The sequence below is a fragment of the Streptococcus mitis B6 genome, from assembly GCF_000027165.1.
Classification (GTDB): domain Bacteria; phylum Bacillota; class Bacilli; order Lactobacillales; family Streptococcaceae; genus Streptococcus; species Streptococcus mitis_AR.
Genome location: NC_013853.1, coordinates 1580889 through 1595467, shown reverse-complemented (window position 1 = coordinate 1595467; position 14579 = coordinate 1580889). Strand labels below are relative to the sequence as shown.

At 42.4% G+C, this 14579-nt stretch carries 11 protein-coding genes and 1 pseudogene; 11 read left to right on the top strand and 1 reads right to left on the bottom strand.

The genetic code is table 11. From position 1 onward, the window contains the following. The first annotated feature begins 4 nt into the window (after window positions 1-4). From glmM to SMI_RS07830, 6 genes and pseudogenes are all read left to right on the top strand, one after another. Window positions 5-1357 (top strand): phosphoglucosamine mutase, encoded by a 1353-nt coding sequence (gene glmM / locus SMI_RS07855; RefSeq protein ID WP_000521461.1) that lies wholly within the window; start codon window positions 5-7, stop codon window positions 1355-1357. A 73-nt stretch (window positions 1358-1430) separates the two neighbouring features. Then, window positions 1431-1801, top strand: a pseudogene (locus tag SMI_RS07850) (DUF1149 family protein). A gap of 1 nt (window position 1802) precedes the next feature. After that, the gene (locus tag SMI_RS07845; RefSeq protein ID WP_000762183.1) at window positions 1803-2651 is read left to right on the top strand and encodes a DegV family protein; all 849 of its coding nucleotides are present in this window, start codon (window positions 1803-1805) and stop codon (window positions 2649-2651) included. Window positions 2652-3039: 388 nt separating this feature from the next. Next, window positions 3040-3807, top strand: a complete 768-nt coding sequence (dapB, locus tag SMI_RS07840) for a 4-hydroxy-tetrahydrodipicolinate reductase (protein WP_000027870.1) — start codon at window positions 3040-3042, stop codon at window positions 3805-3807. After that, on the top strand, window positions 3804-5003 hold the full coding sequence (locus SMI_RS07835) for a CCA tRNA nucleotidyltransferase (RefSeq protein WP_012972563.1): 1200 nt from the start codon (window positions 3804-3806) through the stop codon (window positions 5001-5003). Before dapB ends, SMI_RS07835 begins: the two co-directional genes overlap by 4 nt. Then, entirely contained in the window at window positions 5000-6871 is a 1872-nt protein-coding gene (locus SMI_RS07830) for an ABC-F family ATP-binding cassette domain-containing protein (protein ID WP_001279110.1), read from the top strand. The genes SMI_RS07835 and SMI_RS07830 overlap by 4 nt, the downstream gene beginning before the upstream one ends. A gap of 36 nt (window positions 6872-6907) precedes the next feature. Here SMI_RS07830 and mntE read toward each other — a convergent pair whose 3' ends face one another. After that, the gene (mntE, locus tag SMI_RS07825; protein WP_000813926.1) at window positions 6908-8092 is read right to left on the bottom strand and encodes a CDF family manganese efflux transporter MntE; all 1185 of its coding nucleotides are present in this window, start codon (window positions 8090-8092) and stop codon (window positions 6908-6910) included. A gap of 307 nt (window positions 8093-8399) precedes the next feature. Between mntE and SMI_RS07820 the strand changes: the two genes are divergently transcribed. The 5 genes from SMI_RS07820 to yaaA all read left to right on the top strand — a co-directional run bounded on the left by SMI_RS07820 (window position 8400) and on the right by yaaA (window position 14265). Further along, a complete protein-coding gene (locus SMI_RS07820; protein ID WP_000032423.1) occupies window positions 8400-11096 on the top strand; it encodes a cation-translocating P-type ATPase in 2697 nt (898 codons plus the stop codon). Window positions 11097-11211: 115 nt separating this feature from the next. Continuing rightward, on the top strand, window positions 11212-11622 hold the full coding sequence (locus SMI_RS07815; protein ID WP_000412237.1) for a peptide deformylase: 411 nt from the start codon (window positions 11212-11214) through the stop codon (window positions 11620-11622). An 11-nt stretch (window positions 11623-11633) separates the two neighbouring features. Continuing rightward, window positions 11634-13229 (top strand): hypothetical protein, encoded by a 1596-nt coding sequence (locus SMI_RS07810; protein WP_000821217.1) that lies wholly within the window; start codon window positions 11634-11636, stop codon window positions 13227-13229. A 64-nt stretch (window positions 13230-13293) separates the two neighbouring features. Next, window positions 13294-13458, top strand: coding sequence for a YczI family protein (locus SMI_RS07805; RefSeq protein WP_000508267.1), 165 nt, complete (start codon window positions 13294-13296; stop codon window positions 13456-13458). A gap of 78 nt (window positions 13459-13536) precedes the next feature. Further along, the gene (gene yaaA / locus SMI_RS07800) at window positions 13537-14265 is read left to right on the top strand and encodes a peroxide stress protein YaaA (RefSeq protein WP_000697791.1); all 729 of its coding nucleotides are present in this window, start codon (window positions 13537-13539) and stop codon (window positions 14263-14265) included. Window positions 14266-14579 lie beyond the last annotated feature (314 nt).

The following is a 14579-nucleotide window of genomic DNA, read 5'->3' as shown; positions in this document are numbered from 1 at the left end:
AAAAATGGGTAAATATTTTGGGACTGATGGAGTCCGTGGAGAAGCTAACGTAGAATTAACGCCAGAATTGGCCTTCAAACTAGGTCGTTTTGGAGGTTATGTTCTTAGCCAACATGAAACGGAAGCACCGAAAGTTTTTGTAGGACGTGATACACGTATTTCTGGGGAAATGCTGGAATCAGCCTTGGTAGCTGGTCTTCTTTCAGTTGGTATTCACGTATACAAACTAGGTGTTCTGGCAACACCAGCAGTAGCTTACTTGGTTAAAACTGAAGGGGCAAGTGCCGGTGTCATGATTTCTGCTAGCCACAACCCAGCCCTTGATAATGGAATTAAGTTCTTTGGCGGTGATGGCTTCAAACTAGATGATGAAAAAGAAGCAGAAATTGAAGACCTGCTAGACGCTGCAGAAGACACTCTTCCTCGTCCAAGTGCTGAAGGCTTGGGAACCTTGGTAGATTATCCAGAAGGCTTGCGTAAGTATGAAGGCTACCTTGTTTCAACTGGAACTCCTCTTGAAGGAATGAAAGTTGCCTTGGATACAGCCAATGGTGCAGCTTCTACAAGTGCCCGTCAAATCTTTGCAGACCTTGGTGCTCAATTAACTGTTATCGGGGAAACACCAGATGGTCTTAACATCAACCTTAATGTTGGTTCAACCCACCCAGAAACCCTTCAAGAAGTGGTCAAAGAAAGCGGGTCAGCTATTGGTTTGGCCTTTGACGGAGACAGTGACCGCTTGATTGCTATTGATGAAAATGGTGAGATCGTTGATGGTGATAAAATCATGTACATTATCGGGAAATACCTTTCTGAAAAAGGACAATTGGCTCAAAATACAATCGTGACAACGGTTATGTCTAATCTTGGTTTTCACAAGGCCTTGGACCGTGAAGGCATTAACAAGGTAGTCACTGCAGTTGGCGACCGCTACGTTGTTGAAGAAATGAGAAAATCAGGCTACAACCTTGGTGGTGAACAGTCTGGCCACGTCATCTTGATGGACTACAATACAACAGGTGATGGTCAATTATCAGCTGTTCAATTGACCAAAATCATGAAGGAGACTGGTAAGAGCTTGTCAGAGTTGGCAGCAGAAGTAACCATCTATCCACAAAAATTAGTCAATATCCGAGTGGAAAATGCCATGAAGGAAAAGGCTATGGAAGTGCCAGTTATCAAGGATATCATCGAGAAGATGGAAGAAGAAATGGCAGGCAATGGCCGTATCCTAGTACGCCCAAGTGGAACAGAACCCCTCTTGCGTGTTATGGCAGAAGCGCCTACAACAGAAGAAGTGGACTACTATGTTGATACCATCGCAGACGTAGTTCGAGCTGAAATCGGGATTGACTAAATCCTAGAAAACTAGATGAAAATAAAAAATTATGGTACAATAACTTATAATATTGTAGCCAAGGGAGAAAGACATGAATCTTAAACGTGAACAAGAATTTGTTAGTCAGTATCATTTTGATGCGCGTAATTTTGAATGGGAAAATGAAAATGGAGCTCCTGAAACTAAGGTGGATGTGAACTTCCAATTGATTCAACATGACCAAGAAAATCAAGTGACTTCCTTGATTGTTGTCTTGAGTTTCATGATTGTATTTGATAAATTGTCATCAGTGGAACCATTTCACAGGTGAACCATATCGATGGTCGTATCGTTAACGAACCCAGTGATTTGACCAAGAAGAGTGGAAACCTTGCTCGTCCATGTTTGAACATGCTCAACCGTTTGACTTACGAAGTAACTGAAATTGCATTAGACTTACCAGGAATTAATTTGGAGTTCTAATATGAAATTAGCTGTTATCACAGATTCCTCTGCCTATCTCAGTATAGATACCTTGCGAAGAGAAGATTTGTATGTCTTGGATATTCCTGTCAATATTGATGGTAAGGAGTATGTCGAAGGCATCAATCTGACTGCTGAGGAATTTTACAAAAAAATGGCTCAGGCTTCTGAATTGCCTAAGACTAGTCAACCAAGTATTGCCAAGTTAGATGAAATCTTAACTTCGCTCAAAGAACAAGGTTATACCCATGCCTTGGGGCTTTTCCTATCTTCTGGAATTTCAGGTTTTTACCAAAATATTCAGTATATGATAGATGAATATGAGGGTTTAACTATTGCTTTCCCAGACACTTTGATTACAAGTGCTCCGTTGGGTATCATGGTTGAAAGCGTCTTTAACTGGCGTGACCAGGGCTATGATTTTGCCAGCATTCAGGATAAGCTAGCCATTCAAATCAGCCGTACGTCAGCTTTTATTATGGTAGATGACCTGGATCATTTGGTAAAAGGTGGACGTCTTTCAAATGGTGCTGCTATTTTGGGCAATTTGCTTAGCATTAAGCCAATCCTTTATTTCAACGACCAAGGTGTGATTGAAGTTTACGAAAAAGTTCGTACTGAAAAGAAAGCCACAAAGCGCTTAATTGAAATCATCAAGGAAGCCACAGCTTCAGGCCAATACCGTATCATTGTTATTCACGGAAATGCTCCTGAAAAGGCTGAAGAATTGCGTCAGCACTTGCTTGATTCTGAGGTAGGTACGGATATTTCACTTGCGACATTTGGTAGTGTCATTGGGACCCACTTAGGAGCAGGAAGTATTGCTCTAGGTTATATTCCAGTGATTTAGTTGGCGTTTCTAGGCTAGTTAAGAAATCTTGTATCATAGAAATTGAACACGGACTACCTGCTTCTTGAAAAAAGATGCCTGTCTTGCCTTTCGTGGAAAGTCAGAGTCATTCCCTATTTTTCATGGGCAGCTAAGGTCCTTTGTATCTTGATAATTGAACACGCCTGGAACCCTGTGTGAAAAAGATAGTTCTTCCAAGAAGTAGACACTTCTTGATCAAAACTCCTATTTTCACTTTGTGTTCCTATAGGCTTTGTATCTTAGCAATTGAACACGGACTACCTGCCTCTTGAAAAAAGATGCCTGTCTTGCCTTTCATGGAAAGTCAGCGTCATTCCCTATTTTTCAAGGGCAGCTATCGTCCTTTGTATCTTAGACAGGAGTAGAGATGAGTATTCGAGTAATTATTGCTGGTTTTAAGGGAAAAATGGGGCAAGCTGCTTGTCAGATGGTCTTGGCTGATCCAGACTTGGACTTGGTAGCAGTTTTGGATCCTTTTGAGTCTGAGTCAGAATGGCAAGGTATTCCTGTTTTCAAGGATAAGGCTGATTTGGCAGGCTTTAAAGCAGATGTCTGGGTAGACTTTACTACACCAGCTGTTGCCTACGAAAATACACGCTTTGCCCTTGAGAATGGCTTTGCTCCAGTAGTTGGAACAACTGGTTTCACAAGTGAAGAAATTGCAGAGCTAAAAGCATTTTCTCGTGAACAAAATTTGGGTGGATTAATTGCCCCTAACTTTGCCCTGGGTGCTGTCTTGCTCATGCAATTTGCGACGCAGGCTGCTAAATATTTCCCAAATGTGGAGATTATCGAGCTCCATCATGACAAGAAAAAGGATGCTCCGAGCGGAACAGCTATTAAAACAGCTGAGTTAATGGCAGAAGTTCGAGAGTCTACCCAGCAAGGTGCGCCTGATGAGGAAGAATTGATTGCAGGTGCCCGTGGTGCTGATTTTGATGGCATGCGGATCCACTCAGTACGTTTGCCAGGCTTGGTAGCCCATCAGGAAGTCATCTTTGGCAATCAAGGAGAAGGATTGACACTCCGTCATGACTCCTATGATCGCAGCTCCTTCATGACAGGGGTGAATTTGGGAATTAAAGAAGTTGTCAAGCGTCATGAGCTTGTCTATGGATTAGAACACTTATTATGAGATTAACGCAAATGCCTTCTGAATTTCAGAAGGCTTTACCAGTATTAGAAAAAATTAAAGAAGCAGGTTTTGAGGCCTATTTTGTTGGGGGTTCTGTTCGAGATGCCCTCCTCAATCGCCCTATCCATGATGTGGATATTGCGACGTCTTCTTATCCAGAAGAAACCAAGCAGATTTTCCCGCGAACAGCCGATATCGGAATCGAGCATGGGACTGTCTTGGTTTTAGATGGGGACGAGGAGTATGAGGTGACTACTTTTCGGACAGAAGATGTCTATGTGGACTATCGTAGACCTAGTGCGGTTTCTTTTGTTCGCTCGCTAGAAGAAGACCTCAAGCGACGTGATTTTACAGTCAATGCCTTTGCTTTGGACGAGACAGGAGAAATCATTGACTTGTTCCATGGTTTAGAAGATTTGGAAAAGCAAGTCTTACGAGCAGTTGGAGTGGCAAGTGAGCGTTTCAACGAAGATGCTTTGCGGATTATGCGTGGCTTCCGTTTTCAGGCTAGTCTTGGCTTTGAACTTGAGTCAGAAACCTTTAAAGCTATGAAAACCTTGACGCCACTTTTGGAGAAAATTTCTGTGGAGCGTACCTTCGTTGAGTTTGATAAACTCTTGCTGGCTCCCTTTTGGAGAAGGGGCTTGGTTTCCATGATTGAGAGTCAAGCTTATGATTATCTCCCTGATATGGCAGCTAACCAGGACAAGCTCAACAGACTGTTTAATTTAGAGACTGATTTTACCTTTGAATCCTCTGAACAAGCCTGGGCGGCTTTACTGTGGGCTTTGGAGATTGAAAATGCGCAGCCATTTTTGAAGGCTTGGAAGACCTCACGTCAGTTTGCAAAGCAAGTTCAGGATTTGCTGACTATTTTGGCCTTGCGTGAAAAGGGAGAATTGAGTAAGCGTGATTGTTACCGCTTTGACTTGAATTTGCTTTTACAGGCTGAAAATCTTCGTCAGGCTCAAGGAAAAGAAGTTAACCCGCAAGTCATCACAGAAACTTACCAGAGTTTGACCATTCATGATAAGAAAGAAATCCAGATTAATGGTGGCATTTTGATTAAGGAATATGGTTATCAGCCTGGACCAGACTTGGGAGAGATTTTAACAGAGATTGAGTATGCTATTGTCGATGGAGAATTGGAAAATGACCGACAAGCCATCCATGCTTATCTGAGGGAGAAAAAATGAGTGACTTTATCGTTGAAAAACTAAGTAAATCCGTCGGTGACAAGACCGTTTTTAAGGATATTTCCTTTATCATCCATGATTTGGACAGAATTGGTCTAATCGGTGTTAATGGGACTGGCAAGACCACCCTTTTAGATGTCCTTTCTGGTGTTTCTGGCTTTGATGGGGATGTCAGTCCCTTTTCAGCTAAGAATGATTACCAGATTGGTTACTTGACCCAGGACCCTGATTTTGATGATAGCAAGACGGTCTTGGATACGGTCCTATCCAGCGACCTCAAGGAAATCCAGCTCATTCGTGAGTATGAGTTGATCATGCTCAACTATAGTGAGGACAAGCAGGCGCGTTTGGAACGGGTCATGGCAGAGATGGATTCTCTTCAAGCTTGGGAAATTGAGAGTCAGGTTAAGACCGTTCTTAGCAAGTTGGGGATTCAGGACTTATCTACTCCAGTTGGGGAATTGTCAGGTGGTCTAAGAAGACGGGTCCAGTTGGCGCAAGTTCTTCTTGGCAACCACGACCTCTTGCTTCTGGATGAGCCGACCAACCATCTGGACATTGCGACTATTGAGTGGCTGACCCTCTTTTTGAAAAATTCTAAGAAGACCGTCCTTTTTATTACCCACGATCGTTATTTCTTGGATGCTTTGTCAACTCGGATTTTCGAATTGGATCGCGCAGGCTTGACCGAATATCAGGGGAATTATCAGGACTATGTTCGCCTAAAGGCGGAACAGGATGAGCGCGACGCGGCTCTTCTTCACAAAAAAGAACAACTCTACAAACAAGAATTGGCCTGGATGCGCAGACAACCGCAGGCGCGTGCGACCAAGCAGCAAGCTCGTATCAATCGTTTCCATGATCTGAAAAAGGATGTTTCAGGTGGCGTTGCTGAGACAGACTTGACCATGAACTTTGAAACCAGTCGGATTGGGAAGAAAGTCATCGAGTTTCAGGATGTTTCCTTTGCCTATGAAAATAAGCCCATTTTGCAAGATTTTAATCTCTTGGTGCAGGCTAAAGATCGTATTGGAATTGTTGGGGATAACGGTGTTGGGAAATCAACCCTACTTAACTTGATTGCAGGCATTCTTGAGCCGACAGCAGGACAAGTTGTGATTGGGGAAACTGTTCGCATCGCCTATTTCTCTCAGCAAATTGAGGGCTTGGATGAAAGTAAGCGAGTGATCAATTACTTGCAGGAAGTGGCAGAAGAGGTCAAGACCAGCGGTGGTTCTAGTACTTCGATTGCAGAGTTGCTGGAGCAGTTTCTTTTCCCACGTTCGACGCATGGAACCTTGATTGAGAAATTGTCTGGTGGAGAGAAAAAACGTCTTTATCTTCTCAAACTGCTCTTGGAAAAACCAAATGTTCTCCTTTTAGACGAACCGACAAATGACCTAGATATTGCGACCTTGACAGTTTTGGAGAATTTCTTGCAAGGCTTTGCTGGTCCAGTTTTGACTGTTAGTCACGACCGCTATTTCTTGGATAAGGTAGCGACTAAGATTCTGGCTTTTGAGGATGGCAAGATTCGTCCATTCTTTGGTCATTATACCGACTACCTTGATGAAAAAGTCTTTGAAACAGAGGTGGCCAATCAAGTGCAAAAGGCCGAAAAGGAAAAAGTCGTCAAGGTTCGAGAAGACAAGAAACGCATGACCTACCAAGAAAAGCAGGAGTGGGCAAGTATTGAAGGCGATATTGAAGCCTTGGAAGATTGTATCGCTGCTATTGAAGAGGAGATGCAGGCCAACGGATCCGACTTTGGTAAACTAGCGACTCTTCAGAAAGAGCTAGATGAGAAAAACGAAGCACTCCTTGAAAAATACGAACGCTATGAGTATCTCAGTGACTTTGATAGCTAGAAGAATAGAAAAATCCCGTCTCATGACAGGATTTCTCTATTCTTTTTTTGTTTCTTGGTGAAAGATATTTTGCCAAGTTTCATGGCGACGCCAGATACTGGTATGGACGATACCATCTAACTCATAGCAGATGAGTTTTGTTTTCTGACTGATAGAAGTGATTTGGATGTCCTTGATAGTAGAATTCAACTCTTTTTCGGCTTTATAGGTCTCTTTATCCATCTGTTCTCCATCTTGACGAATATAGACAAAATCGTCAGCCAAGAATTCTTCCAGTTGATTTCCCTGATCAATCAATTGTTCGCGTATAAGCAATTTTTTGTAGACATTATCTAAAATTTCATCCTCAGGGATAGGTGCTGGCTCAATATGAACATCGGTATCAAAGACGCCAAAACGTTCCTCCAGCATAGATTCGACTTGATCCGCAATCTCGTGACTCTCAAAAACAGACAAGTCAGGATTCATTTCTAGCGTGATATCCAGGTAAATATTGCTACCGTAAGTGCGACCTCTTTGCGACTTGACCTTGCTAATTTTTGGAATTTCCATAATGGCCTTTTGATAGTCCTCAAGCAGACGGTCGTCAAAGCCATCTGAAAGACTAAAGGAAGACTCGATGAAGATATCATAGGCAGTCTTCAAGATAAAGAAAGTGATGATAATAGCAACCAGTTTATCCACAATGGGATAATTGAAACTGCTAGCCAGTATGGCAATGGTAGTACCAAGTGAGGTAACAGCGTCAGAAAGATTGTCCTTTGCTGCGGCCTTGAGTGCCTTGGAGTTGGATTTCTTACTGAGGCGAGTATTGTAGAGATAAACTACAAACATAATCGCTGCAGAAATGATTCCTAGGGTTGCACCAAGAGGGTCAATAACCGTTTCTTCATGACTGAGAATTTTTTGAATGGTATCCTGAAGTACATCGAAACCGACATAAAACATAATGATGGAAGTGATTAAGCTTGCCAAATCCTCAATCTTCCAGTGGCCAAAACGGTGGTCACGGTCAGCAGGCTGGCGCGCCATTCGAATCCCGATCAGAAGAGCAACATTTCCGATAATATCTGATACGTTGTTGAAACCATCGGCTACCAAACTGGATGAATGGAGAAGGTGCCCAGTTGCTAATTTGGCTGCAGACAAGATCAAATAGGTCGAAATACTGATAATGGCCCCACGCTCAGCTAACTTGAGATTTGAGATAGATTGCTTCATTCAACTTCCTTTCTAGTCATATAGCATTCTACCATTATACTGGTTTTCAAGGGAAAATTCAAATAAGGCAGTTTTTACTCTTTGAAAACTTTTCAAAATTTGGTATAATAGTACTACTCAAGGGGAGTAGCTGGCAGAAACCTGTGATAGTGTCGTCATTCCGAATTTTATACTGAAAAGTATGCTTTCCGGCCCTATCTTAAACAGCGAGACTTGTTAGGATTAACAGGTCTCTTTTTGTTTGTCGTGAAAAGATACGATGGGGAAAAGAGAGTCTGTTTTGCACACAATGTCAAGGAGGAGACACATGTCAAAAGAACAAAAACGCCAAGCGTTTTACACTCAGAGTCCTGAAGAGGTCTTGAAGGCTGTGGATGCGACCGTGCAAGGTTTGTCATCAAGTGAGGCGGAAAAGCGCCTTGCCGAATTTGGCCACAATGAACTCGAAGAAGGCGAGAAACGATCAATCCTGGTCAAATTCATTGAGCAGTTTAAGGATTTGATGATTATTATCCTAGTTGCGGCAGCAATCTTGTCAGTCGTGACTTCTGGTGGGGAAGATATCGCAGATGCCATTATCATCCTAGCCGTGGTTATCATCAACGCTGCCTTTGGTGTTTACCAAGAAGGAAAAGCCGAAGAAGCTATCGAAGCCCTCAAATCCATGTCTAGTCCAGCTGCCCGCGTTCTGCGTGATGGGCATATGTCGGAGATTGACTCTAAAGAATTGGTACCTGGAGATATCGTTTCTCTTGAAGCAGGTGACGTGGTACCAGCGGACCTACGTTTGCTAGAAGCCAACTCTCTTAAAATTGAAGAAGCTGCTTTGACAGGTGAGTCTGTGCCAGTCGAAAAAGACTTGACAGTCGAGCTTGCTGCAGACGCTGGTATTGGTGACCGTGTCAACATGGCCTTCCAAAACTCAAATGTGACTTATGGTCGTGGTCTTGGTGCTGTTGTCAATACAGGTATGTACACTGAAGTTGGTCATATCGCTGGTATGCTCCAAGATGCGGATGAGACGGATATTTTCCTCAAACAAAACTTGAACAACCTTTCTAAGGTCTTGACCTATGCAATCTTGGTCATTGCCCTTGTTACTTTTGTTGTAGGTGTCTTCATTCAAGGAAAAGATCCACTTGGTGAGTTGTTGACTTCTGTTGCCCTTGCCGTTGCAGCCATTCCAGAAGGGCTCCCAGCTATCGTAACTATCGTTCTTGCCCTTGGTACTCAAGTTTTGGCAAAGCGAAACTCTATCGTTCGTAAGTTACCAGCAGTAGAAACACTTGGTTCAACTGAAATCATCGCTTCTGATAAGACTGGTACGCTGACTATGAACAAGATGACAGTCGAAAAAGTCTTCTACGATGCGGTCCTACATGACTCAGCTGATGATATTGAACTAGGTCTTGAAATGCCACTACTTCGTTCAGTTGTCTTGGCAAATGATACTAAAATTGATGTGGAAGGCAACCTGATTGGTGACCCTACTGAAACAGCCTTCATCCAGTATGCCTTGGATAAGGGTTACGATGTTAAAGGTTTCATAGAGAAATATCCTCGTGTAGCTGAATTGCCATTTGATTCTGAACGTAAGCTCATGTCAACAGTTCATCCACTTGCAGATGGACGCTTCCTCGTAGCTGTTAAAGGTGCGCCAGACCAACTTTTGAAACGTTGTGTTCTTCGTGATAAGGCTGGGGACATTGCTCCGATTGACGAAAAGGTTACAAACCTCATTCATACAAACAACTCTGAAATGGCTCATCAAGCCTTGCGTGTCCTTGCAGGTGCTTATAAGATTATCGATAGCATTCCAGAAAACCTGACTTCTGAAGAATTAGAAAATGATTTAATCTTTACTGGTTTGATTGGGATGATTGACCCTGAACGTCCGGAAGCTGCTGAGGCTGTTCGTGTGGCTAAGGAAGCGGGAATTCGTCCAATTATGATTACAGGTGACCACCAAGATACTGCAGAAGCTATTGCCAAACGTTTGGGAATCATCGATGCAAATGATACAGAAGGACACGTTTTAACTGGTGCTGAGCTCAACGAACTATCTGATGAAGACTTTGAAAAAGTCGTTGGTCAATACTCTGTTTATGCCCGTGTGTCTCCAGAACACAAGGTTCGTATCGTCAAGGCCTGGCAAAAACAAGGTAAGGTCGTTGCCATGACAGGTGATGGTGTCAATGATGCGCCAGCTCTGAAAACAGCCGATATCGGTATCGGTATGGGAATCACTGGTACAGAGGTTTCTAAGGGGGCTTCTGACATGATTCTTGCAGATGATAACTTTGCGACTATTATCGTCGCAGTGGAAGAAGGACGTAAGGTCTTCTCAAACATTCAAAAGACTATTCAGTACCTACTTTCTGCCAATACTGCTGAAGTATTAACCATCTTCCTATCAACCTTGTTTGGTTGGGACGTCTTGCAACCAGTTCATCTTTTGTGGATCAACTTGGTAACCGATACTTTTCCAGCTATCGCTCTAGGTGTTGAACCTGCGGAGCCTGGTGTCATGAACCATAAACCACGTGGACGCAAGGCAAGCTTCTTCTCAGGTGGTGTTTTGAGTTCTATTATCTATCAAGGTGTACTCCAAGCAGCTATTGTTATGAGTGTTTATGGTCTTGCGATTGCTTACCCAGTTCATGTGGGTGACAATCATGCCATTCATGCAGATGCCCTTACTATGGCCTTTGCAACCCTTGGTTTGATTCAGCTCTTCCATGCCTACAATGTCAAGTCTGTTTACCAATCCATCTTGACAGTTGGACCATTCAAGTCTAAGACCTTTAACTGGTCCATCTTGGTATCCTTCATCCTTCTTATGGCAACAATTGTCGTAGAACCGCTTGAAGGAATCTTCCACGTAACCAAACTAGACTTGTCACAATGGGGAATCGTTATGGGCGGAAGCTTCTCAATGATTATTATCGTCGAAATTGTTAAGTTTATTCAACGCAAACTCGGTTTTGACAAGAATGCAATTTAAAAAGAAAGTCATCTTCGGATGGCTTTTTACTACAGTTGAGGGAAAGGGCTTGCAGTTATCGGCTTTTGTGCTATAATTGCTATAATATAGTAAACATCAAGAGGAGGGTGAGGAAGTGGAAAAGAAAATTGTGAAGGATCTTTTGTTTTTATCTCAGGTGTCTCAGCCGGCAAGTCAGGAAGATCTGTATCTTGCCAGAGATTTACAAGATACGCTCTTAGCAAATCGTGAGACCTGTGTTGGTCTGGCTGCCAATATGATTGGGGTGCAGAAGCGCGTGATTATCTTTAATCTTGGCTTGGTTCCTGTGGTCATGTTTAACCCAGTGCTCCTGTCTTTTGACGGACTTTATGAGACAGAAGAAGGCTGTTTATCCTTGACAGGTGTGAGACCTACTAAGCGTTATGAAACCATAAGGGTTGCCTATCGTGACAGCAAGTGGCAGGAACAGACCATTACCTTGACAGGTTTCCCAGCTCAGATTTGCCAGCATGAACTGGATCACTTGGAAGGACGAATCATTTAGGAGGAAAGCAAATGAAACGGATAATCTTTGAACTGCTTTTTATCGCAACGACCTGGTATATCTTTTTACCGCCTCTTAACCTGACCAGCTGGGAATTTCTCTTTTTCCTTTGTGGGCATTTGCTGCTTGTAGCAATCTTATTTGGCTTTGGCAAGGGGATAAACTTTGTCAAAACAGTTCATGTGCGCCACGGCAAGGCGGAAGCTGCTTTAAATTTTGAGGATTTCAAAATCAATCGGTTAGGGAAAATTCTTTTTGCTTCTATTGGAGGAATTCTTCTCTTGGCTGGTTTAGTTTCCTTGGTGACTTCCAGCATTTTTCAGGCTAAAAATTATGCCAATGTAGTCACGGTGACGGAAAAAGACTTTACTGAATTTCCTAAGACTGACACCAGTAAGGTTCCTATCTTAGATAGAAGTACCGCTGAAAAAATTGGTGACCGCTACTTGGGTTCCCTAACAGATAAGGTGTCGCAGTACGTAGCGGCAGACACCTATACCCAATTGACGATTGATGGGAAACCTTATCGGGTTACACCGTTAGAATATGCAGACCCTATCAAGTGGTTTAATAATCAAGCTAAGGGAATCGGCGAGTATATCAAGGTGGACATGGTCACAGGAAATGCCAATTTGGTGGACTTGAAGACACCAATCAAGTACTCGGACTCGGAGTATTTTAACCGCGATGTCAAGCGTCACCTGCGCTTGAAGTACCCAACTAAAATCTTCAAAACTCCATCTTTCGAGGTGGACGATGAGGGTAATCCTTTCTATGTGGCTACAGTTTACCAAAAGCAGTTTGGCTTAGCGGTTCCTCGTCCTGTTTCAGTCATTATATTGGACGCCACAAATGGAGAGACCAAGGAATACAGCTTGGCAGATGTTCCAGAATGGGTGGACAGGGTCTATCCAGCTGAGGAAACTATTGAGCAAATCAACTACAACGGCAAGTACAAGGACGGTTTCTGGAATGCTATGATTTCCAAGAAAAACGTGACCCAGACTACCAAGGGCTATAATTACTTGTCTATCGGCAATGACATCTATCTCTACACAGGTGTGACGTCGGCCAATGCAGATGAAAGTAATCTTGGTTTTATCCTTGAAAATATGCGGACAGGGGAAATCACGAAGTATAGCTTGGCTTCTGCGACCGAAGAATCAGCCCGTGAATCAGCCGAAGGTGCTGTTCAGGAGAAATCCTACAAGGCAACCTTCCCAATCCTCATCAACCTCAATGACAAGCCTTTGTACATCATGGGCTTGAAGGACAATGCTGGTTTGGTCAAAGAGTATGCTTTGGTAGACGCAGTCGAGTACCAAAATGTTATCGTAGCTACGACAGTGGAAGAGCTACTCAGCAAGTACGCCAATAAAAACGACCTTGAAATTGATAATGAAACAACAGAAAGCATCAAGGGTGTGGTAGCAGACCTCAAATCAGCTGTTATCAAGGGCGACACTGTCTATTTCTTTAAAGTTGATGGCAAGATTTACAAGGTCAAGGCCTCAGTATCAGATGACCTCCCTTATCTTGAAAATGGTAAAACCTTCGAAGGTCAAGTAGGAAAAGACAATTATCTCAAGACCTTTAAAGTACAGTAAAAAAGGCTTATTTAAGAAATATATGTTATAATAAGGTAAAATAAGCCTAATGGAGGACAAAGAAATGGGGTTTTATTTGATGGTTGCTTCAATGCTACTTGGATTGCTCGCTTTGAAGATAGGTTTTTCTCAGTTCAAGGAGAAAAAAGATAAATTCTTATCTATCTTAACAAGTTTAGCTGGTATAGCCCTTGTTCTCGTGGCTGTCTGGTTAGGATGGCCCAAATAAATAGAGGAACCTCGGTCAAACCGAGGTTTTTCAGATGAATTTCTTGGTTGTGGCTAAAAAATATGCTACACTATCAATATGAAAATTTTAATCCCAACAGCAAAAGAAATGAACACAGACTTGCCGAGTATCGAAGCAACTCCTTTAAGATCAGAAAGTCAGGCCGTGCTGGATGCCTTGGCTCTCTATTCTGCTAGTCAATTGGAGAGTTTTTACAAGGTATCAGTTGAAAAGGCGGCGGAAGAATTTCAACATATCCAAGCTTTGAAAAGGCAAACTGCTCAACACTACCCAGCTCTGAAACTTTTTGATGGGCTCATGTACCGCCATATCAAGAGAGATAAGTTGACCGAAGTAGAACAAGCCTATCTTGAAAATCATGTCTTCATTACCTCGGCCTTGTACGGTGTTGTTCCAGCCTTGTCACCTATGGCACCTCACCGTTTGGACTTTTTGATGAAGTTAAAAGTCGCTGGTAAGACTTTGAAGAGCCATTGGAAGGCAGTCTATGATGAAGCTGTGACGCAGGAAGAAGTGATTTTCTCCCTCTTGTCATCCGAGTTTGAGACTGTATTTTCTAAGGAAATCAGAGAAAAAATGGTGACCTTCAAATTTATGGAGGACAAGGGTAATCAGTTGAAAATTCACTCAACTATTTCTAAGAAAGCGCGTGGTGCCTTTTTAACCGCTATGATAGAAAATCAAGTGCAGACGGTGGAGGAAGCTCGGCGTTTAAGCTTTGCAGGATTTGAGTACCGAGAAGCCTTGTCCCAGCCACAGGAATTGATTTTTGTTAAGGAGGTATGAAAAGAGAAAAATTCAAATTGAGGCTCAACTTCTTCGTTTTTGAAACGCATGAGGTTGGATAAAAAGTCTTTAAAATCAGAAAAATCCATATTATCAGATATTGAAAAAATTTGATGATATGTATTTTATTTTTCTAGAGTATTTTGGAGATGTTATACTTTAATTTTATTAGGATTGAAAGAAAAAATTAGTCATTTCCTATCTTTTCTATTGCTTTATCGGCTATCATTTGTTATATTAAAAGTGTAATTATTTTTTATTTAATGATGTAAGTGTTGCACTTTTTAGACAGAAAGGAGTATTTTTTTAAATAG